General features: G+C 64.4%; 18 protein-coding genes. 10 read left to right on the plus strand and 8 right to left on the minus strand.

Annotated features, from left to right (window positions below):
• Positions 1-70 precede the first annotated feature (70 nt).
• From F2P44_RS09870 to aptA, 7 genes are all read right to left on the minus strand, one after another.
• Positions 71-1312, minus strand: a complete 1242-nt coding sequence (locus F2P44_RS09870; protein WP_167086521.1) for a Zn-dependent hydrolase — start codon at positions 1310-1312, stop codon at positions 71-73.
• An 83-nt stretch (positions 1313-1395) separates the two neighbouring features.
• A complete protein-coding gene (hydA, locus tag F2P44_RS09875; RefSeq protein ID WP_167086522.1) occupies positions 1396-2787 on the minus strand; it encodes a dihydropyrimidinase in 1392 nt (463 codons plus the stop codon).
• A 28-nt stretch (positions 2788-2815) separates the two neighbouring features.
• Positions 2816-4300, minus strand: coding sequence for an NCS1 family nucleobase:cation symporter-1 (locus F2P44_RS09880; protein ID WP_167086523.1), 1485 nt, complete (start codon positions 4298-4300; stop codon positions 2816-2818).
• A 67-nt stretch (positions 4301-4367) separates the two neighbouring features.
• Complete coding sequence (preA, locus tag F2P44_RS09885) at positions 4368-5645, minus strand: NAD-dependent dihydropyrimidine dehydrogenase subunit PreA (protein ID WP_167086524.1); 1278 nt, start codon at positions 5643-5645, stop codon at positions 4368-4370.
• Positions 5638-7011 carry an NAD(P)-dependent oxidoreductase gene (locus F2P44_RS09890; protein ID WP_167086525.1) on the minus strand — a complete coding sequence of 458 codons (1374 nt, stop codon included), beginning with the start codon at positions 7009-7011 and terminating at the stop codon, positions 5638-5640. Before F2P44_RS09890 ends, preA begins: the two co-directional genes overlap by 8 nt.
• A 132-nt stretch (positions 7012-7143) precedes the next feature.
• Entirely contained in the window at positions 7144-8658 is a 1515-nt protein-coding gene (locus F2P44_RS09895; protein WP_167086526.1) for a CoA-acylating methylmalonate-semialdehyde dehydrogenase, read from the minus strand.
• Between the two features lie 4 nt (positions 8659-8662).
• Positions 8663-9979, minus strand: coding sequence for an omega-aminotransferase AptA (gene aptA, locus F2P44_RS09900; RefSeq protein ID WP_167086527.1), 1317 nt, complete (start codon positions 9977-9979; stop codon positions 8663-8665).
• A 172-nt stretch (positions 9980-10151) separates the two neighbouring features.
• Between aptA and F2P44_RS09905 the strand changes: the two genes are divergently transcribed.
• The 5 genes from F2P44_RS09905 (at position 10152) to F2P44_RS09925 (ending at position 16655) form a co-directional block, all read left to right on the plus strand.
• Positions 10152-11618: an aminotransferase-like domain-containing protein gene (locus F2P44_RS09905; protein ID WP_167086528.1), complete on the plus strand. Its 1467-nt coding sequence runs from the start codon at positions 10152-10154 to the stop codon at positions 11616-11618.
• A complete protein-coding gene (locus F2P44_RS09910) occupies positions 11612-12310 on the plus strand; it encodes a TetR/AcrR family transcriptional regulator (RefSeq protein ID WP_229423480.1) in 699 nt (232 codons plus the stop codon). Before F2P44_RS09905 ends, F2P44_RS09910 begins: the two co-directional genes overlap by 7 nt.
• 43 nt (positions 12311-12353) lie before the next feature.
• Entirely contained in the window at positions 12354-13046 is a 693-nt protein-coding gene (locus tag F2P44_RS09915) for an SIMPL domain-containing protein (RefSeq protein WP_167086529.1), read from the plus strand.
• 130 nt (positions 13047-13176) lie between these two features.
• Positions 13177-15378 (plus strand): zinc dependent phospholipase C family protein, encoded by a 2202-nt coding sequence (locus F2P44_RS09920; RefSeq protein WP_167086530.1) that lies wholly within the window; start codon positions 13177-13179, stop codon positions 15376-15378.
• Complete coding sequence (locus F2P44_RS09925; RefSeq protein WP_167086531.1) at positions 15375-16655, plus strand: hypothetical protein; 1281 nt, start codon at positions 15375-15377, stop codon at positions 16653-16655. The genes F2P44_RS09920 and F2P44_RS09925 overlap by 4 nt, the downstream gene beginning before the upstream one ends.
• A gap of 63 nt (positions 16656-16718) precedes the next feature.
• Here the strand turns inward: F2P44_RS09925 and F2P44_RS09930 are convergent, their stop codons facing one another.
• Positions 16719-17186 (minus strand): hypothetical protein, encoded by a 468-nt coding sequence (locus tag F2P44_RS09930; RefSeq protein ID WP_167086532.1) that lies wholly within the window; start codon positions 17184-17186, stop codon positions 16719-16721.
• A 204-nt stretch (positions 17187-17390) separates the two neighbouring features.
• Between F2P44_RS09930 and F2P44_RS09935 the strand changes: the two genes are divergently transcribed.
• The 5 genes from F2P44_RS09935 to F2P44_RS09955 all read left to right on the plus strand — a co-directional run bounded on the left by F2P44_RS09935 (position 17391) and on the right by F2P44_RS09955 (position 20785).
• On the plus strand, positions 17391-17945 hold the full coding sequence (locus F2P44_RS09935) for a GNAT family N-acetyltransferase (protein WP_167086533.1): 555 nt from the start codon (positions 17391-17393) through the stop codon (positions 17943-17945).
• The gene (locus F2P44_RS09940; RefSeq protein WP_187363278.1) at positions 17945-18685 is read left to right on the plus strand and encodes a carbon-nitrogen hydrolase family protein; all 741 of its coding nucleotides are present in this window, start codon (positions 17945-17947) and stop codon (positions 18683-18685) included. The genes F2P44_RS09935 and F2P44_RS09940 overlap by 1 nt, the downstream gene beginning before the upstream one ends.
• A gap of 157 nt (positions 18686-18842) precedes the next feature.
• Positions 18843-19124, plus strand: a complete 282-nt coding sequence (locus tag F2P44_RS09945) for a hypothetical protein (RefSeq protein WP_187363279.1) — start codon at positions 18843-18845, stop codon at positions 19122-19124.
• Between the two features lie 4 nt (positions 19125-19128).
• The gene (locus F2P44_RS09950; RefSeq protein ID WP_167086534.1) at positions 19129-20019 is read left to right on the plus strand and encodes a sensor histidine kinase; all 891 of its coding nucleotides are present in this window, start codon (positions 19129-19131) and stop codon (positions 20017-20019) included.
• A gap of 1 nt (position 20020) precedes the next feature.
• On the plus strand, positions 20021-20785 hold the full coding sequence (locus F2P44_RS09955; RefSeq protein WP_167086535.1) for a LytR/AlgR family response regulator transcription factor: 765 nt from the start codon (positions 20021-20023) through the stop codon (positions 20783-20785).
• Positions 20786-20798 lie beyond the last annotated feature (13 nt).

A 20798-nucleotide genomic window follows, 5' to 3' on the forward strand; every position in this document is an offset into this window, starting at 1 on the left:
ATCCTAAGTACAAATCAGCACAGTCCGTACGTGATGGTAGGAGTACGCCGACGCGATTTCTTAAGTGAAATTATGAGGACACGATTTTCGCGCGTTCCAGCATAGCGTGCAGCAACACATTGCAACCGGCTTCAAGGTGGTCGGACTTGGCATCCTCGATTTCGTTGTGGCTGATGCCATCCTTGCAGGGCACGAAAATCATCCCGGCGGGCGCCAGGCGGGCGGCGTAGATGGCGTCGTGGCCGGCGCCGGACACCACATCCATCGTGGAGTATCCGAGTTTCGCAGTCGCTTCGCGCACCGCGCCCACGCAGTCCGGATGGAACGGACAAGGCGGATAGTACGACACGCGCTCGATCGAAATGGCCAGCCCGGAGTCGCTGCGGGTCTTGTCGATAAAGGCCAGCATCTCTTCATGCATGGTATTGAGCAGTTCATCGTTCACGTTGCGCAGGTCGATGCTGAATTTGACCTCGCCGGGAATGACGTTGCGGCTGTTGGGGAATACCTGCACCATGCCGACCGTGCCACGGCCATACGGCGGATAGCGGTTCGCGATCTTCACCACCTCCTGCATGATGTAGGTGGAGACCTGCATCGCATCCTTGCGCAAGCCCATGGGCGTAGGGCCGGCGTGCGCCTCCATGCCGGTGACCACGCAGTCGTACCACGACAGGCCCATCACCGCCGGCACCACGCCGATTACCTTGTCGGCGTCTTCCAGCACCGGGCCTTGTTCGATATGCGTTTCGAAGTAAGCGCCGATGGGGTGCTGGCCCGGGACCTGCTCGCCCATGTAGCCGATGCGCGCCAGTTCGTCCTTGACGCTTTTGCCTTCGGTGTCCTTGGCCGCGTAGGCCGTCTCCAGGCTGAAGGCGCCGCAAAAGACGCCGGAGCCCATCATCACGGGCACGAAGCGCGAGCCTTCCTCGTTGGTCCAGAAGGCCACTTCGACCGGCGCTTCGGTAGCGATGCCCTGGTCATTGAGGGTACGCACGACTTCCAGGCCGGCCAGCACGCCATAGTTGCCATCGAACTTGCCGCCGGTCGGCTGCGTGTCGATATGGCTGCCGGTCATGATCGGCGGCAGTGATGGATTGCGGCCTTCGCGGCGCATGAAGACATTGCCGATCTGGTCGATCGTGATCGACATGCCGGCTTCCTTCGCCCAGCCGACGACAAGGTCGCGGCCTTGCTTGTCGAGGTCCGTGAGAGCGAGGCGTTTGACGCCGCCTTTTGGCGTGGCGCCGATTTTGGCCAGTTCCATCAGCGACGCCCACAGGCGCTCGCCGTTAATGCGCAGATCGTTCATTGATCACTCCAAAATTCCATCGTCGTTCCCGCGAAGGCGGGAACCCAGGTTTTCGTGCCAGCCACCGAGACAATCGGCGTTATTCAAGCATGCGTTTTGGTAAATGCAGGCCGATCCACATGCCGCCCGGCGCCCGCCACCGCACGCAGCTCGCCCCTGGCGAATACCACGTTCCCGGCATGCAGGGTGTGCGAAGGAATGCCCTTCACGGTGCGGCCTTCGAACACGTTGAACCCACCTTTGGCAAACTGCGTCTTGGCCGAAATGGTGCGCGTGCCTTCCGGATCCCACACCACCAGGTCCGCATCCGCGCCCACCGCTACCACGCCCTTGCGCGGGTACATATTGAAAATCTGCGCCGCGTTCGCGGACGTCACGCGCACAAACTCCGATGGCGTCAGCATCCCGGAATTCACGCCCGCATCCCATACCACCGACATGCGGTCCTCGACGCCGCCGCAGCCGTTCGGAATCTTGGTGAAATCGTCCTGCCCCGCCGCCTTCTGCTCCGCGCAAAAGGTGCAGTGATCGGTCGCCGTCGTATGCAGGTTCCCGCCGCGCAGGCCCTGCCACAGTGCGGCCTGATGGTGCTTGCTGCGAAACGGTGGGCTCATCACGTGTCCGCGCGCGAATTCCAGATCCGCGCTCTGGTACACGCTGTCGTCGATCACCAGGTGTCCCGCCAGGGCCTCGCCGTACACGCGCTGGCCCTTGGCCCGCGCACGCGCGATCGCATCGAGCGACTCGGCACACGACACGTGCACGATGTACACCGGCGTTCCCAGTACATTGGCGATCGCAATGGCGCGGTTGGCGGCCTCCGCTTCCACTTCGGGAGGACGCGAGAGCGGATGCGCGCTCGGGCCGGTGATGCCTTTTTTGAGCAAGTCCTGCTGCAGCTGGAAAACCAGTTCGCCATTCTCGGCGTGCACGGTCGGAATCGCGCCCAGTTCCAGCGCGCGCGTGAAGCTGCGCACCAGCGTTTCATCGTCCGCCATGATGGCGTTCTTGTATGCCATGAAGTGCTTGAAGCTGTTCACGCCGTGATCACGCACCAGCGTGCCCATTTCCTCGTGCACCTTGTCGCTCCACCAGGTCACCGCCACGTGAAAGGTATAGTCGCCTGCGGACTTCGCGGCCCAGCCGCGCCACGTGTGGTACGCCTCCAGCAAGGATTGCTGCGGATTGGGGATGACGAAGTCCATGATGGTCGTGGTGCCGCCCGCCAGGCCGGCGGCGGTTCCGGTAAAGAAGTCGTCGGCCGTCACGGTGCCCATGAACGGCAGCTGCATGTGGGTGTGGGTGTCGATCCCGCCCGGCATGACGTACTGGCCGCTGGCATCGATCACCGTCGCATTGGCGGGCGCATCGAGCTTCTCGCCGATGGCGACGATCTTGTCGCCGTCGGTGAGTACATCGGCGCGAAACGCGCGGTCTGCATTGACGACCGTGCCGCCTCGGATAATCGTGGTCATAAATCTCTCCTGTAGGGCAAACAGATACTCAGGTGCGGGCCGCGGTGCCGAGGGTGGGCAGCGCCTTCCCCTTCATCATCACGCCGTACACCAGTGCGGAAATGGCGATCCCGACGAACCACGCATATGTATACAGTGTCTTGAACAATGCGCCCACGTCCGGGAACGACGCCGGAAAGGCCGCATTCAGAAAGCCCGGGATATTCGGCGCCACGCCGAGAACGAAGGCGACAATCGCGGCCATGTTCCAGCCGTTCCCGTACGAGTAAACGCCATCATCGCGGTACAAGTGGTCGACATTGAGCTCGGTCTTGCGGATGAAGTAGTAATCGATGATCAGGATGCCGGCGATGGGCCCGAGCAGCGCCGAGTAGCCGATCAGCCAGGTGAAGATATAGCCTTCGGTCGATTCGAGGATCTTCCACGGCATCATCACCAGCGCGATGCCCGCCGTGATGTAGCCGCCGGCGCGGTAGGTGATGTGTTTCGGCGCCAGCGACGAAAAATCGTAGGCCGGGCCAACCAGGTTGGCGGCCAGGTTAACGCTGACGGTATCGACCAGCAGCACGATCAGCGCGATCAGCACGGCGATGCCGGTCATGCGGCTGGCCAGGTCCACCGGGTCCCAGATCGCCTTGCCGTACAAAACCACCGTGGCCGACGTCACGATCACGGCCAGCGCCGCCAGCAGCCCCATTGGCACGGGCAGGCCGACCGACTGGCCGATAATCTGGTCGCGCTGGGTTTTGGCGAAGCGCGTGAAGTCGGGGATGTTCAGCGCCAGCGTGGCCCAGAAACCCACCATGGCCGTGAGCGACGGCCAGAAGGTGCTCCAGAACTGGCCCGCCTTCTTGCCGCCTTCTACAAACTGGGATGGCTGTTCGAGCAGCGGCCCGAATCCGCCGGCCTTGTTGTAGACCCAGCCAAGCAGCACGAAGCAGATGAGGATCTTCAGCGGCGCGGTCCAGGTTTCGAGTTTGCGGATCGATTCCATGCCGTGCACGATGTAGTAGAACTGGATGGCCCAGAACGCGAGAAAGCACAGCAGTTGCATGCCGTTGATGCCGAGGCCCGCGATTTTGGCGCCGCCGATTTCGGCCCCCATCATCACGCCGATCAACGTGTAGATCATGCTGCCGCCGAACCAGGTCTGGATGCCGTACCAGCCGCAGGCGACAATGGCGCGCATCAGGGCGGGAATGCGGGCGCCGGTGGTGCCGAACGAGGCACGCGCCAGCACGGCGTAAGGGATGCCGTATTTGGTGCCTGCGTGGCCGATCAGCAGCATGGGCAGCAGCACGATGGCGTTGGCGATAAAGACCGTGAGCACCGCCTGGTAGCCGGACATGCCGCCTTCGATCAGGCTGGCCGACAGGGTGTAGGCCGGAATGCACATGACCATGCCGACCCACAGGGCGGCGAAGTGATACCAGCGCCAGGTGCGCTGCGCGTCGGAGGTGGGCGCGAGGTCTTCGTTCCAGAGCTGCGTGTTGGCGGACAGGTCGTTGCTCACAGTGGTGTTCTCCTATTGATGACACGGGACGCTAGCACCGTCGTTCCCGCGCAGGCGGGAACGACGGTTAGCTGATGACTTCGGCCCTTGGATTGCGCGGATCCTGGGTCCAGTTCATATACGCCTTCCCAGTCGGTTGCGGCACCATCGTAATACACGCCTCCACCGGACAGGTAATCTCGCACAGATTACACCCAACGCACTCGGACTTGATCACTTCGTACGTGCGCACACCCGCCGCGTCGATCAGCTGCGCGATCGACTGGTGCGAGGTATCCTCGCACGCCACGTAGCACTTGCCACACTTGATGCACTTGTCCTGATCGATCTGCGCGATCACCTGGTAGTTCATGTCCAGGTATTTCCAGTCCGTCGTATTCGGCACTGCCTTGCCCGAAAACTCGGCGATGGTCTTGTACCCCTTCTCGTCCATCCAGCGCGACAGGCCGTCCTTCATCTCCTCCACGATCCGGAACCCGTGCAGCATCGCCGCCGTGCACACCTGCACCGAGCCTGCGCCCAGCGCGATGAATTCGGCCGCGTCGCGCCAGTTTCCGATGCCGCCGATGCCCGAAATCGGCAATCCGTGCGTCTCGGGATCGCGCGCGATCTCGGCCACCATGTTCAGCGCAATCGGCTTGACCGCCGCGCCGCAGTAGCCGCCGTGCGTACTGGCGTTGCCCACGATCGGCAGCGCCACCATGCGGTCCAGGTCCAGGTGCGTGATCGAATTGATCGTATTAATCAGCGATACCGCATCGGCCCCACCCGCCTTGGCCGCACGCGCCGGCTTGCGCACGTCGGTGATATTCGGCGTGAGCTTGACGATCACCGGCAGCTTCGAGTGCTTCTTGCACCAGCGCGTCACCATCTCCACATACTCCGGAACCTGCCCCACCGCCGCCCCCATGCCGCGCTCCGGCATGCCGTGCGGGCAGCCGAAATTGAGCTCGATGCCATCCGCGCCGGTCGCTTCGACCTTGGGCAGAATCTCGGCCCACAGCGCTTCCTCGCACGGCAGCATCAGCGACACGATCATCGCGCGGTCCGGCCAGTCCTTCTTCACCTGCGTGATCTCGCGCAGGTTGATCTCCAGCGAGCGGTCGGTAATGAGTTCGATGTTATTGAAGCCGATCACCTCGCGGTTCTTGCCGTACAAGGCGGAGTAGCGCGACGACACGTTCACCGCAGCCGGGTCTTCGCCGAGCGTCTTCCAGACCACCCCGCCCCAACCGGCCTCGAAGGCGCGCACCACGTTGTAAGCCTTGTCGGTCGGTGGCGCCGAGGCCAGCCAGAACGGATTGGGGGACTTGATGCCGCAAAATTCGATGCTCAGGTCAGCCATGGGAAGCCTCCACCTTGAATTGGATGTCATTGTGAATGGCCATCGCCGCCAGCTTGCCATGCTGGACCGCCTGAACCGTCAAATCCTGCCCGGGCGCGATGCAATCGCCGCCCGCATAAATGCCCGTCAGGGCCGTGCGGAACTGCGCATCGACGTGAATCTTGTCGCCTTCGCGCGTAATCTGCTGCGCCATCTCGTCCGACAAACCCACCGGGTCGATGCTCTGGCCGATGGCCTTGAACACGGCTTCGGCGGAGATCTCGATGAAGGCGCCAGTGCCGACCAGGCGGCCATCGTCGAGGCGCGTCTCTTCAAAGCGCATTCCGCGCACGCGGCCCACCTCGTCGAGCAGCACTTCCAGCGGCGCCGCCCAGGTGCGGATGCGCACCATATTGGCCTTGGCGATATCCTGTTCGTGGTGCGTGGCGGTCATCGACTCGAAGCCGCGGCGGTACACCAGCGTCACGTCTTGCGCGCCAAGGCGCTTGAGCTGCACCGCCATGTCGATCGCCGTGTTGCCGGCGCCGATGACGATGGCGCGCGCGGGCACCGGCAGCGCCGCCAGGTCGCTCGCCTGGCGCAGGTCGGCGATGTAGTCGACCGCCGCCATCAGGCCAGGCGCGTTCTCACCCGTCAAACCAAGCTGGCGGCTGGCGTTCAGGCCCAGGCCCAGGAACACGGCATCGTACTGGGCGTGCAGTTCGTGCAGTTGCAGGTTCACCCCCAGGGTGCGGCCGTGCTGGACTTCGATGCCGCCGATACCGAGCAAGAACTCGACCTCGCGCTGGGCGAAGTCGCCGGTCAGCTTGTACTTGGCGATGCCGTATTCATTCAGGCCGCCGGATTTTTCGCGCGCCTCGTAGATGACGACGTCGTTGCCCAGCATGGCGAGGCGGTGCGCACACGACAGCCCGGCGGGACCCGCGCCGACCACCGCGATCTTCTTTCCGGTGCGTTCGGCGCGCTGGAAGGGATAGGACTTGAAGGAGGCGTGATCGAGCGCGTGCCGCTGCAGCAAGCCGATTTTGACCGGCTGGCCTTCCTCGTCGTGATTGCGCACGCAGGCGTCTTCGCACAGGATCTCGGTGGGACACACGCGGGCGCAGCTGCCGCCCAGGATGTTCTGCTTGAGGATGCCCGCCGCCGCACCGTTGATGTTCTTGTCATGGATATTGCGGATAAAACTGGCCACGTCGATCTCGGATGGACAGATGCGGGTACACGGCGCGTCGTAGCAGTACAGACAACGCGCGCTTTCGATGGCGGCCTGGCGCTCGGTCAGCGCCGGCGCGAGATCGGTGAACTGTTCGGCCAGTGCGCTGCTGGAGCCGGCCGCATGCGGCAGGTGTTTGAGAGATTCGATCATTTTACATCCCTGTTTTTGTAATAAGTTCACCCACTTTGCGGAGGGTTCGACGCTAACCTCATAGCCGTCGCCCCCGCGCAGGCGGGAACGGTTTATCGGCTAACCGTACGCATCACCCGCTTACAGGGGCGTCTACTTCATCTGTGGAAAAGCAAATTCCACGCCAGCACTCGCCGTGTTCGGCCAGCGCTGCATCACCGCCTTGTGCCGCGTATAAAAGCGCACGCCTTCCGGTCCATACGCATGATGGTCGCCGAACATGCTGCGCTTCCATCCACCGAAACTGTTGAACGCCATTGGCACTGGCAGCGGCACGTTCACCCCCACCATCCCCACCTGAATCTGGCGCACGAACTCGCGCGCCGTGCCGCCGTCGCGCGTGTAGATCGCCACGCCGTTGCCGTACTCGTTAGCGTTGATCAGGTTGACCGCCGTGGCCACGTCCGGCGCGCGCAGCACGCACAGCACCGGCCCGAAAATCTCTTCCTTATAGATCGACATATCGGGCGTCACGTGATCGAACAGCGTGCCGCCCACGAAAAAGCCGTTCTCGCGTTCCGCCACCTTGCAGTTGCGCCCATCGACCACCAGCGTCGCGCCCTGCTCCACGCCCTCGCCGATCAAACGCTCGATGCGCTCCTTGGCCGCCGCACTGACGACCGGCCCCATTTCGGCATCGGAGGCCATGCCATCGCGGATCTTGAGCGCGGCGGTACGTTTGCCCAATTCGCCAATCAGCTTGTCGCCGGCATCACCCACCGCCACCACAACCGAAATGGCCATGCAGCGCTCGCCGGCCGAACCGAAAGCGGCGCCGATCAGGGCGTCGGTGGCCATGTCCATGTCGGCGTCGGGCATGACCACCATATGGTTCTTGGCCCCGCCCAGCGCCTGCACCCGCTTGCCGGCTGCGCTGCCGCGCGCGTAGATATATTCGGCGATCGGGGTCGAGCCGACGAAGCTGATCGCCTGCACATCGCGGTGATCGAGCAGCGCGTCGACCGTGACCTTGTCGCCCTGGACCACGTTGAACACGCCGTCCGGCAGGCCCGCTTCCTGGAGCAGCCGCGCATGCAGCAGCGAGGCCGACGGATCGCGCTCGGACGGTTTGAGCACAAAGGTATTGCCGCAGGCGATCGCCACCGGGAACATCCACATCGGCACCATCACCGGGAAGTTAAACGGCGTGATGCCCGCCACCACGCCAAGCGCCTGGCGCATCGACCAGGCATCGATGCCGCGCGAAATCTGGTCGGTGAATTCGCCCTTGAGCAGTTGCGGAATACCGACCGCGAATTCCACCATCTCGATACCACGCGCCACTTCGCCCTGGGCGTCCGAGAACGTCTTGCCATGTTCGCGCGTGAGCATGGCCGCGAATTCGTCGGTATGCGCCTGGCACAGTTGCAGGTACTTGAACAGGACCCGCGCGCGCGTCAGCGCCGGCGTGGCGGACCATGACGGAAACGCCGCAGCGGCCGCAGCGACGGCGGCGTCCACATCATCCGACGTGCCCAGCGCGACCCGCGCGCATGGCTCGCCCATGGCAGGGTTGAAGACATCGGCATAGCGGCCGCTCGCCGTATCGACCTTGCTGCCGTTGATGAAGTGGGCGATTGTGTCCAACTTTGTATCGAGATTGCTCATGGCGTCAGTCCAGGTTTTTGAGGATGGTAGCGAGCTTGCCGAACAACTCGTCGATGTGCTTCTTTTCGAGTACCAGCGGTGGCGACAGGGCGATGATGTCGCCCGTCGTGCGAATCAGGACGCCATCGGCAAACGCCTTCTTGAAGGCGCTGAACGCGCGCGCGCCAGGCTTGCCATCGATGGCGGCAAGCTCGATGCCGGCCACCAGCCCGATCGTGCGGATATCGATCACGTGCGGCAGCCCCTTGAGCGAATGCACCGCGTCGGTCCAGTATTCCTGCACGGCCTTGGCGTTGTCGAGGATTTTCTGTTCCTCGAACACTTCCAGCGTGGCCAGGGCGGCGGCGCAGGCGAGCGGATGGCCCGAATAGGTGTAGCCGTGGAACAGCTCAATGCCGGCCGGGCCATCCATGAAGGCATCATGGATATGCTGTTTGGTGAAGACGGCGCCCATCGGCACCATGCCGTTGGTGAGGCCCTTGGCGCAAGTGACCATGTCCGGCTCGACGCCGAAATAATCGTACGCGAACGGCGTGGTCAGGCGCCCGAAGCCGGTGATGACTTCATCGAAAATGAGCAGGATGCCGTGCTTGGTGCACAGTTCGCGCAGGCGCTTCAGATATCCTTTTGGCGGAATCAGCACGCCGGTGGACCCGGCCACCGGTTCGACGATGACGGCGGCGATGGTCGACGCATCATGCAGCGCGACGATGCGTTCCAGTTCATCGGCCAGGTTGGCGCCGTGTTCGGGCTCGCCGCGCGAGTAGGCGTTCTTTTCCAGGTTGTGCGTGTGCGGCAAATGGTCGACACCCGGCAGCAGCGGCCCGAAGGTGCGCCGGTTGCCGCCGATGCCGCCGACCGAAATGCCGCCGAAACCGACACCGTGATAACCGCGTTCGCGCCCGATCAGGCGCGTGCGCCCCGCTTCGCCGCGCGCGCGGTGGTAAGCCAGCGCCATCTTCAGCGCCGTGTCCACCGCTTCCGAACCGGAGTTGGTATAGAACACGTGGCCGAAACGGCGCCCGGTGTAGTCCATCAGCTTTTCAGCGAGGTCGAACGCGGCCGGGTGGCCCATCTGGAAGGTGGGTGCGAAGTCGAGCTGGCCGACCATCTCACGCACGGCGGCGACGATCTTCGGCTGCGCATGCCCGCACGGCACGCACCACAGGCCGGCGGTGCCGTCGAGCACGCTATTGCCGTCGACATCCTTGTAGTACATCCCCTCGGCCGACACCAGCAGGCGCGGGTTGGCCTTGAAGTCGCGGTTATTCGTAAATGGCATCCAAAACGACGACATCGATTCTGGTCTGGACTCGTTCATGCGACTCTCCAAGAATTTTTACAAGCAAAAAAATTATTTACCAGTTGGCAAAATGATGATGCAATAATAGTCAGCAGATCAACTATGGCACATATACACAAATCGCAAAACCCGCCAACCGTATCGGTGGCGCAAACAATACAGTTCGCGGCAATGCAACAAAGGAATGTGGATGGATGACAGCGACGTTTTGCATGAGGAAGTGCCTCCTGGCAATTGCGGAGATGGCTGGCCGGTGCTGGCGATCGAGCGCAGCAAGCGCGGCGGGCTGGTCGACCAGATCGTTGCGGCCATCACGCAGATGGTAAACCGGCGCGAACTGCGCGTGGGGACCAAGATGCCCTCGGTTCGACGCTTCGCAAAGTGTAATGGGGTGAGCACCTTCACGGTGGTGGAGTCGTACGACCGCCTGCTCACGCTCGGCCTGTTAAGTTCACGCCGCGGTTCGGGCTTTTTCGTCGCCCGCAGCGAGGCGGCCAGCGCGCCGCAGCAACTGGCGCTGCAAGCGACGCCCGCCGCCATCGACGCCCTCACCCCCGACCTGTATTCCGGCGTGTCGGACGCGCTGCCGGTCGGTGCGGGCTGGCTGCCGCCCGAATGGTATGGCGACGACACGGTGCTCGACGCGGTGCGCCACGCGATGAAAATTCCGGCCAGCCGCCTGCGCGGCTACGGCCATCCGCTCGGCTTTCCCACGCTGCGCCAGCACATGGCCGCCACGCTCGCCGACGATCTGTTCGCGGCCAGCCCGGACCAGGTTTTGCTCACCCACGGCGCCACCCACGCCTTCGACCTGATCCTGCGCACCTTGACCAAGCCGGGCGACACGGTGTTTGTCGAAGACCCGGGCTACAGCAACCTGCTCTCGCTGATCCGCCATCACGGCTGCATCGCGGTCGGCATTGCGCGCGGACCGGACGGACTCGATATGGAGGTCTTGACGGCGCAGGCGGCGGCGCTCCAGCCCAAGCTCATGTTCGTCAACACCGTGCTGCAAAATCCGCTCGGCACCTCGCTCACCCAGGCGCAGGCGCACCGGCTGCTGCTGGCCGCAGAGCAGTTCGACTTCTGGCTGGTGGAAGACGACATCTACCGCGAACTGGCCGCCGGCGGCGACGCCTCGCTGGCCGCCATGGACGGCTTGCGGCGCGTGATCCGGGTCGGCAGTTTTTCCAAGACCCTCTCGCCGGTGCTGCGGGTTGGCTCGATCTGCGCATCGAATTCGCTCATTCCCGAACTGCTGCGCGTGAAAATGCTGACCGGGCTGACCACCTCCGAGATCAACGAGCGCGCCGTGTACCACGCCATCTCGGCGCGGCCCTACAAGCGCATGCTGGAACGCCTGACCGACCAATTGCAGTCGGGCCGCGAGCGCACCATCGAACGACTGCGCGAGGCGGGCATGGAGCCGCTGGCCAAGCCGCGCGGCGGCATGTTCGTCAGCGCCGGCTGGCCGCAAGCGCCCACGCCGGAGTTCAACGGCAAGGTGATTGCCGACCGCGCGCTGCGCGCCGGCATCCTGCTCTCGCCGTACGAATTTTTCATGCTGCGCCCGTCCCCCAGCATCTGGTTCCGCTTCAACGTGGCGTATGCCGCCGATGCGCCCCAGCTGGTCCAGTTCCTGCAATCGCAATGCTGAAAGTCACCATGGCCGCCATCAAGACCGTCACCGCACCGCACAGCCCCGCCGTCAAGCGCCGCATTCTCAATCGCGACAAGCTCGAAGCCGACATCACCGACGTTGCCGTGCGCGTGTTTGCCGAATGCGGCTACGAAGGCAGCTCGATCGCCACCATCGCCGAGCAGGCCGGCCTGTCGAAGCAGAACCTGATGTACTATTTTCCGACCAAGCAGGCGCTGTATGAACGCGTGCTCGATGGCGTGCTCGACGACTGGCTGGCGCGCATGGCCACCCTGGCCGACCCGGACCAGGAACCGCGCGACGTGCTGCGCGCCTACATCCAGGCCAAGCTGCGCTTTTCGCGCGAACAGCCGTGGGCCTCGCGCGTGTATGCGATGGAAGTGATCGGCGGCGCGCAGCTGTACGGGCAGCAGATCCAGAGCCGGGTGGTGCCGCTGCTGCGCAAGGATATCGAGGTGTTCGAACGCTGGATCGGCGACGGCCGCATCGGCCCGATCAACGCCACCCACCTGCTGTTCGCCATCTGGGCGATGACCCAGTCGTATGCCGATTTTTCGGCGCAGATGGCACTGGTGCTGAACCGCAAACAGCTCTCGCGCAAGGACTTCGACGATGCCGAGGCCATGATCACCCATATGGTGCTGTCGGCGGTGGCCATTGCGGACCCGCGTGCCGGCGTTCACGTATGATTGCTGCCCCGGACCAATCTCCTGAAAGCATAACGACACCACCATGGATTCATATATTGAAGTAACCGGCCAGTCCTCGCTGGTCGAACAAGTGACCACGTACCGCGCCGACCTGTCGCTGTCGGTGCGCGCGGCGCAGGCCGACACCGCCATCAGCGAAGCCGGCGCGCTGCGCGACGATTGCATTCGCGTCCTCAAAAGCTCGGGCATAGCCCCCGACGAAATGAGCGAGGGCGGCAACGCCACCTGGCAACCGTGGTTCTGGAAGAAGAGCAAACCGGGGCAGGAACGCGCATTCAAGATTTTGATCGCATGTTCGGAAGCGAAGCGCCTGTACACCGCGCTCGACGCGCTGCAACCGATTTTCGAGCATCAGCGCTACACCCTGAACGTGTCCATGCTCAAGCCGCAATTCGAAGCGTCCGACGCCGAGCGCGCGCAAGCCCACGCGGCGGCGCTTGCCGATGCGCGCGGCAAGGCGCAGCTCATCGCATCGGAATCCGGGGTCCGGCTGTCGTTCGTGTCGCAGGTCGAGGAGCTGGGCATGACGGTCGGTCGTTCCGGCACCTACGGCGATGAAGATTGGGGATACGCCACGCGCGGTGTCGGTGGCGGGCCGGATGGTGGCGACGAAGCTGCCTACGTCCAACTCGAAGGCGCGAAACGGATCAACACAATACGCTATCGCGTGCGCTTCGGCATTGTTGCTGCCGAGACTGGCAAGCCCGCCAACTGAGGCGATCCCGTCAATCGCGCCGCCTTTGCGATGCCACAGGGCGGCGTGGTAGCGCAGGTCTACCGTTACAAATGCAGACGACCAACCAGTCCCCTGGTTCCGACCGACGACCGCATTTGTGGAGGGCATCATGCCCGGACCGTATATACACATCAGCGCCATGCGCGCGACCGCCCGTGCGCTCGGGCGCGGCAATTTCCGACCTGCCGCCAGCGCGCGCATCAACCCCGAATGGACCGGCGCCGACACCGCCGAACTGGCGCGCATCATGCAGCGCCATCCCAACTTCGCCAGCCTTGGCGCCATCGGGCCGGACCTGTTTTTCTTCCTGCCCGACTTTCGCAACCAGGGACCGTTTCCGCTATCGAGCGCCCTGATCCTGGTGCTGCGCACGCTTGAAACGCTGTATGACGCGCTCGATCCCTACATCGAAAAATACGAACGTTATCTCGGGCCGATTACCGAAAACGCCGCCGAGGAACTGAGTCGGCTGACCGGCGGCCTGTCCGAGAGCGTGGGCAATATCGCGGGCGAACTGTCCAGCATCCTGATCACCGCGCTGGAAGACTTTGCCGTGACCAGACGCGACTGGTTCGAGTATTTTTCGCTGGGCCTGAACAAGGGCTTCGACGAACAGGCCTTCCTCTGGTCGGACATGCTGCACTACCGCCGCACCGACCAGTTCGCGCGCGAACTGTGGAACCAGGCGGCCAGATTCGAGTCGAAGGACCAGCAAGACAAGGCGCGCGCCTACGCGCTCGGCTACATGACGCACGTCGGCACCGATGTCACCGGCCATGCGCTGGTCAACGCCATTTCGGGCGGGCCGTTCCGGCTGCACTGGCAGCGCCACCACCTGGTGGAAAACCACATGGACGCCTTCCGCTACCTGCGCGACGGCGCCGGGCCGGCGCGCGGCGGCCAGTACCCGCAGCTGACCGAATCGGCGCTCTACTTCGACATCGCCTTCCGCGAAAACGATGGCGCCGGCGTGACCCGCCCCGCCTACCCGGGCGGTAACACGCTGCGCGAGAACTGGACCCGGCGCCGCCTGCTCGACGTCGATTCGGAGCTGGCCGACCCGATCGCCAAACTGCTGCACGAGACCATCACCGCGATCTACTACAAGGACGGCGCGCACCCGCGCATCCTGAGCGAGGATGACGGCAAGCCGGGCGAAGACCTGATCGCCTCCTGTTACCGCCTGCTGTTCTCCTTCCTCAAGATGACCACCGTCGACGGCTTCGCGCACGAACCGCCGCCACCGCCCGACGTGTTCCCCAACCTGCAGTTCCCCACCTTTAACGATCCGCAGGCCAGCGCGCCCGGCGCCGGGGGCAGCGACGGCAACTGGTGGGACGACCTGCTCGACTTCATCCTCTCGATCATCAAGGTGCTGCTGTATATCGTACAGGTGGCCGTGTACCTGGCGACCCTGCCGTGGGCGATCCTGGCCGACATCGTCACCTATCCGCTGCGCCTGGGCCTCTACTACGCGCTCGAACTGCCGCTGTTCCACTTGCTCAAATCGTTCCGCGCCGTGCTGGTCATGTCGGGCTACCTGCTGCCGATGGCCGACGAAATCACGGTCGGCCTGATCACGGTCGATATGCCCGATGCGCAGGCATTTGCCGGCGTGCTGAACGATGTAGGCAACGTGCTGCCTGACTTCGACACGCACGTACTCGACCTGGCGCCCTTCCAGGACAAGTCCTACCCGCGCCAGCATCCGCGCTCGGAGTATGAGCATCCGTGGCAGTATCCCAAGGAAGCGGGCATGGAGCTTGCTCACACCTTCGTCGGGCCGCACCCGCGCCGCGCCAACCCGGATGTGCTGTTCCAGAACGTGGGCGCCGACCCGCAGATCCGCGATGACCTCGAAAACGCGGCCACGCCGCAAGCGGCCGATGCGGTCGGCCCGGCCCTGCGCGCGAATCGCCACCTGGGCGACGCGGTCGGCTTTTCGAGTTATCTGATCTGGCTCAATTCGCGCCAGAATCCGCAGCCGGGCGGCGGCCCCACCGTGCCGCTGGTCGACTGGAATCTGGACGCGGACCGTGGCTACGGCTACCACACCTGGGACTTCGCGCGCAGCCTCGCCCCCGGCGGGGTCAAAGATCCCGAAGGCTTCGAGTTCCAGCCGCCGTGCACCTGGCCATCGCAGGCCGAACCAGCGACGCTGCACAACCCGTCGGTGCCCTTGAATATCTACTTTCTCGAAGCGGGCGTAAGCAACCCCGGCTGCGGCGTGGATGTGGGCAGCGGCATCCTGGCGGCACTGGCGCGCGGCGCCGGCGGCAAAGACAGTGACGACGACAGGGGGGCATCATGAAACCATCCGACCAAGACCGCGCCTGCACCTGCCACGCGCAGGGCACGCCGCAAGTGCCCTGCCGGCAGTGCCGCTGCGGCCACGATCCGTGCCAGCCGCCGCACGGGCCGGTGTGTCCGCCGCCGCGCTGCCCGTTCCCCGGCACGGTCGAACTGCCGCAAGCCGATCCGCCGCCCCCGGTCAAGACGGCGCCGCAGCGGCCCGAAACCGTCAACCGCCCGCCGCCAGGCAGTCCGGCCGAAATCCCGTGGTTCCACGGCCAGGTGCAGGGCATCCTCCAGAACGGTCCGACCTTCGGTCCGCGCAAGGATGAATTCCTGCCGTTCCTCCTGATCCGCGCCAACGGCGGCGACAACGGCGCGCGCCCGCTGAACGGCGTGTTATGGGAGTCGCCCGATATCTACGTGGTGCCCAACCAGGACGCGGCCAGCGCGCCGGTGCAGCCGGCCACGGTGGGCGGCATCGCGCGCGCCAACGCGCCCAACACCTTGTATGCGCACGTCTGGAACCTGGGCAAAGCGCCGGCGCTGCGGGTGCGCGTGGAATTCTACTGGTTCGACCCCACGCTGGGCATCTCGCGCGCCGACGCCAACTTCATCGGCGCCACCTGGGTCGACCTTGGCAACCGCTTCAACAACCACACCGAATGGCGCGTCGTGAATGGCCCGGACGGCCGCTACCTGAGCCACGGCTGCCACGCCATCGTCAAGTGTCCGCAAAGCTGGGTGCCGGCCTTCGTCAACGGCGGCCACGAATGCCTGGTGGTGCGGGTGCACGAACCGATACTCGACGCCGTCGCGCCCGACCAGTTCTCGGCCACGGCGGACCGCCATATCGGGCAGCGCAATATCGCCGTCACTCCATCATCCTCGCCGGCGGCGGTCGACCTGGCGCTGAACCTGGGCTATCTGGCCAACCCCGGGCCGGCGCGGATCGAAGCGACCCTCGACGCACCGGACACCATGGACTGGCTCAAGCTGTACACGGGCCTGGCCGATCCCGGCCTGGTCACCCCGGCCAATCCGGTGGCCTACGGTCTGCTGCCGGCCACGGTGGGCCAGGCGCGCAGGCAGCGCTTGAGCGATATTCCGTTCGATGCGCGCAGCAAGCTGCTGCTGCCGGCCGAGGATGTGCTGCGCGGATGCGAGCGGCAAGCCATCCCCTTCCACGCCAGCATTGCCGACATCAAGCGTGGCGAAGCGCAGGTACTGCGCGTGCGCCAGAGGATCGGAGGAGAAATCGTAGGCGGGTATACGGTCGTGTTGATCGGACGATGACAGCGCGCCCTGCATCGCCAAGCGACGATGGAGGGCGCGGCTACCGCTTGCGCGTGTGGCCGGTCAGCGGGTCGGCGGCACCGTGGGCTTCTTGTCGGTGCTTGAGGTGCCGGTGGCCGCGCCGGTGCTGTCCATGCCGCGCTTGCCGGACCTGCCGGTAACCGGCGGATTGCTGCTGCCGGTACTGCCGCTGGTGCCGGACGAGCCGCGCATTTCGGTGCCGCTGGTGGTGCCCGTCATGTCCGCATCACGCGCGGGATTGGTGTTGGCACTGGTGCTGCTGTTGGTCGTGTCGCGCGGATCGGTGATCACATCGCGCTCTTCCTGCGACTTGTCGCGGTTCTGGCGCGGTTTGATGCCGCTACGAGGCTGGCGGTCCGGATTGGCCGGCGTGGCGCGCTCGCGCGTGTTCGTGCCGGTCGCATTCGTGCCACTGTTCGCGCCAGCGGTGCCGGTGCCGCTCTGGCTTTGCGCCCATGCTGCGCCGCCGACCATGAGTGCAACAAGGGAAATCGCGAGTCTGGTTTTCATGCCTGTCTCCTGAAGATGATAACGAACAGTTATTCTTACACCGCAAGCTATCCAGACAGGTAGGACCATGCCTTGGGTACGCGTGGGATCAGGTCGTGCTGTTTTTGTCGCCAGGAAAGAAGCGATGTCGAATGACGACAGCGGAATACCTGAAACGCAGCATTGGTGTATTCTTGCCAATTACCCATCCTGCCCGCTTGCCCCATGCCAGAACTTGCTCCCGTCACACTACAGACCGAACGCCTGACGCTGCGTTTTCTGCACGCCAGCGATACCCAGGCGCTCTACACAATCCACTCCGACCCGGCCGTGATGCGCTACTTCAGCGGCACCGCCTGGACCGATCCGGCGCAGGGCGACGCCGACATCGCGCGCGCGCTCGACGGCTACAGCAGCGGCAACGGCATGCAACTCGCTCTTGTCCTGCGCGACACGGGCAAGCTGATTGGCACCATCAAACCGCACGCCTTCCACGCGCAGAACCGCCGCTGCGAAATCGGCTACGCCCTGGCCAGCGCTCACTGGGGCCAGGGCTACCTGAGCGAAGCGATGCGCGCCACCCTCGACTACCTGTTCAGGGAAATGAACATGAACCGCATCGAAGCCGATATCGACCCGCGCAATCTGGCGTCGGCCAAGCTGCTCGAGCGCATGGGTTTTCAAAAAGAGGGCTACATGCCGGAGCGCTGGATCGTCAACGGCGAAATCTGCGATACCGTCTTCTACGGCCTGCTTCGGCGCGGCTGGGAGAACAGCTGATGGCCGGCCTGCGCTATGCGGCGGCGCAATCGGCGTCCATGCCGCTCGATATCGCGGCCAACGTGGTGCGCCATCTGGCCTTTATCGACGCCGCCGGCGAGGCTGGCGTGCAGTTGCTGGTATTCCCCGAACTGTCGCTGTGCGGCTATGAGCTGGCCGGCATGGCCGCCTGCGCGCTCAAGGCCGACGACGACCGGCTTGCGCCGCTGCGCGGGCGCGCACTCAAGGCCAGGATGACCGTGGTGGTGGGCGCGCCGCTGGCCAACGCCGGCGCGCTGCCCGGCATTGGCGCCATCACCTTTCATGCGGACGGGCGCACGTCGGTCTACCGCAAGCACTTCCTGCACGCCGGCGAGGAGCGGCACGTCACGGCCGGCAGCGCAATCAGCCAGCTGCACGATGTGCGCGGCGTGAAGGTCGCGCTGGCGATTTGCGCCGATACCGGCCAGCAGCAGCACGCGCACGCCGCCGCGGTGGCCGGGGCCGGGCTGTATGCGGCCGGCTCATTGATCTCGGCCGGCGGCTACGACAAGGACAGCGGACAGCTGGCCGGATACGCAAAGCTGTTCGGGATGGGGGTCCTGATGGCCAATCACGCGCACGCCTCGGGCGGGTACGAGAGCGCCGGCCGCAGCGCGATCTGGGCCTCCGGCGGCGCGTTGATCATTGCCGCGCCGGGACCTGGCGAGATGCTGGTCATTGCCGACGATGACGGCGGCAACGTCATCGACATGGCTTGAATGTGCGTCTTTCGTTGGTGAAATAGCAATCGCCAGCCGTTTATCGCGTCTTCAAACCGGTCACTACCCCGTTTATGCACTTCATCGGACAGCGGTAGAGCATTCGCGCGCCACTTGTTACAGTCTCTCCATCGACAACCCTCCTCTGGAGAAGCAAATGAACAACCCTGCCTTTACATCCTTTTTTGCCAGCCTCGAAGACCTCGGCCGCACCTTGGCCAAGGCAGCCCGCTACGCCGTCAGCGCGATCGCCACGATGTCCTGGCCCACCCTGCTGCTCAGCGCCGTCGGCCTGGCCCTGCTGCTCACTATCGTGCCGCTGGTACTGACCCTGTTCGTGCTGTTCATGGTCATCAAACTGGTGAACGGCTATGTCACCGAGCGCGCCACCCGCGGCCCCGCCACGCCCTTCACACCCGTGAAGCCAGAAGGCGAATAACAGCGTGAATGCCAGCCAGTTGAACAAGGCGATGGATTTCCTGCGCGATTCCCTCGCGCAAGCCACGGTGTTATGGTGGAACTTCTTCGACTGGCTTGCCTTGGTGGAATGGCGGCAACTGTTCATCACCTGGTTCCTGGCCATGGCCTTCGGCCTGATTTTGACCCTGCCCGAACCGGCGGTGTGGTACGTGATCCTGTCGTACGGCGTGAAAGTGCTCGCCGGCGGCAAGCGCAAGGCCGAGCTGATGGCCAAGGAAGCGACCGCGAAAGCGAGCGTCGCCGAACTCGAACGGCGCCTGCTCGAAGCGCAGATGGCGACCTTGCAGGCGCAGATCGAGCCGCATTTCCTGTTCAATACCCTGGCCCTGATCGGCCAGCTGATCGAAACCGATCCGCCGCAGGCCGCGCGCATCCACATGCACCTGATCGAATACCTGCGCTCCACCCTGCCGCAGATGCGCGCCGCCGGCGGCGGCACGCTGGGGCGCCAGGTCCAGCTCTCGCGCGCCTACCTGGCCATCATGCAGGCGCGCATGAAGGAGAGGCTGACGGTCAGTTTCGACGTGCCCGCGCAGCTGGAGCACCTGCCTTTTCCGCCGATGATGCTGCAAACCCTGATCGAGAACGCCATCAAGCACGGCCTGGAACCGAAGATCGAGGGCGGCCGCATCGACGTTGGCGCGCGCCTGGTGGACGACGCCATGCATGTCGATGTGCGCGACAATGGTGTCGGCTTCAACATGCACGCGGGCGATGGCGTGGGCCTGGCGAATATCCGCGAGCGCCTGTTCCTGCTGTTCGGCGCGCGCGCCGAGCTGGTGATCGAAATGCCGCTTGAGGGCGGCGCCCTGGCATCGCTGCGCGTGCCCCATTCTTCCCAGGAGACCAACTGAAATGGCCACTGTCAGCGCCTTGATCGTCGACGATGAATCCCCCATGCGCGACCAGCTGCGCGCGCGCCTGGCCGAGGTGTGGCCGGACCTGGCGATCGTGGGCGAGGCCTCGAATGGCCTCGATGCGGTCGCCATGGCGGCGCAGCTCCAGCCCGACATCGTGTTCCTCGACATCCGCATGCCGGGCCAGGGCGGCATCGACGCCGCGCGGCAGCTCTACAACCAGTGCCACATCGTGTTCGTGACCGCCTACGACCAGTACGCGCTGGACGCCTTCGAGCAGGGCGCGATGGACTACCTGCTCAAGCCCGTGGTGGCCGAGCGCCTGCGCCTGACGTGCGAGCGGCTGCGCACGCGCCTGACCAAAGCCCCGGAAAACATCGGCGAGCAGCTGCGCCAGCTGACCCATATCTTGCAGCAGGGCGAATCGAAAAAGCCCGCTTACCTGCGCTGGATCCAGGCGCAGGTCGGCAGCAACCTGCGCATGATCAGCACCCGCGAAGTGCTGTACTTCCAGTCCGACGAAAAGTACACCCTGGTGCAGACGGCGCAGGCCGAACTGCTGATCCGCAAGACGCTCAAGGAACTGGCCGACGAACTCGATCCGGACGAATTCTGGCGCATCCACCGTTCCACCCTGGTGCGGGTCGATGCCATCGCCGAGGTCACGCGCGACGACCGTGGCCGCCAGATGCTCAAGGTGCGCAATCATCCCGCGCTGCTGGAAGTGAGCCGCAATCACACGCATCTGTTCCAGCAAATGTAGCGGCGGGGACGCG

This window comes from Massilia frigida (genome assembly GCF_011682175.1).
GTDB classification, from domain to species: domain Bacteria; phylum Pseudomonadota; class Gammaproteobacteria; order Burkholderiales; family Burkholderiaceae_D; genus Telluria_A; species Telluria_A frigida.

Bases quoted from the DNA above. Each gene is read 5' to 3' on its own strand.
- F2P44_RS09870 (WP_167086521.1), bottom strand. From the start codon at position 1,312: ATGAACGATCTGCGCATTAACGGCGAGCGCCTGTGGGCGTCGCTGATG.
- hydA (WP_167086522.1), bottom strand. From the start codon at position 2,787: ATGACCACGATTATCCGAGGCGGCACGGTCGTCAATGCAGACCGCGCG.
- preA (WP_167086524.1), bottom strand. From the start codon at position 5,645: ATGGCTGACCTGAGCATCGAATTTTGCGGCATCAAGTCCCCCAATCCG.
- F2P44_RS09890 (WP_167086525.1), bottom strand. From the start codon at position 7,011: ATGATCGAATCTCTCAAACACCTGCCGCATGCGGCCGGCTCCAGCAGC.
- F2P44_RS09895 (WP_167086526.1), bottom strand. From the start codon at position 8,658: ATGAGCAATCTCGATACAAAGTTGGACACAATCGCCCACTTCATCAAC.
- aptA (WP_167086527.1), bottom strand. From the start codon at position 9,979: ATGAACGAGTCCAGACCAGAATCGATGTCGTCGTTTTGGATGCCATTT.
- F2P44_RS09905 (WP_167086528.1), top strand. From the start codon at position 10,152: ATGGATGACAGCGACGTTTTGCATGAGGAAGTGCCTCCTGGCAATTGC.
- F2P44_RS09910 (WP_229423480.1), top strand. From the start codon at position 11,612: ATGCTGAAAGTCACCATGGCCGCCATCAAGACCGTCACCGCACCGCAC.
- F2P44_RS09915 (WP_167086529.1), top strand. From the start codon at position 12,354: ATGGATTCATATATTGAAGTAACCGGCCAGTCCTCGCTGGTCGAACAA.
- F2P44_RS09920 (WP_167086530.1), top strand. From the start codon at position 13,177: ATGCCCGGACCGTATATACACATCAGCGCCATGCGCGCGACCGCCCGT.
- F2P44_RS09925 (WP_167086531.1), top strand. From the start codon at position 15,375: ATGAAACCATCCGACCAAGACCGCGCCTGCACCTGCCACGCGCAGGGC.
- F2P44_RS09930 (WP_167086532.1), bottom strand. From the start codon at position 17,186: ATGAAAACCAGACTCGCGATTTCCCTTGTTGCACTCATGGTCGGCGGC.
- F2P44_RS09935 (WP_167086533.1), top strand. From the start codon at position 17,391: ATGCCAGAACTTGCTCCCGTCACACTACAGACCGAACGCCTGACGCTG.
- F2P44_RS09940 (WP_187363278.1), top strand. From the start codon at position 17,945: ATGGCCGGCCTGCGCTATGCGGCGGCGCAATCGGCGTCCATGCCGCTC.
- F2P44_RS09945 (WP_187363279.1), top strand. From the start codon at position 18,843: ATGAACAACCCTGCCTTTACATCCTTTTTTGCCAGCCTCGAAGACCTC.
- F2P44_RS09955 (WP_167086535.1), top strand. From the start codon at position 20,021: ATGGCCACTGTCAGCGCCTTGATCGTCGACGATGAATCCCCCATGCGC.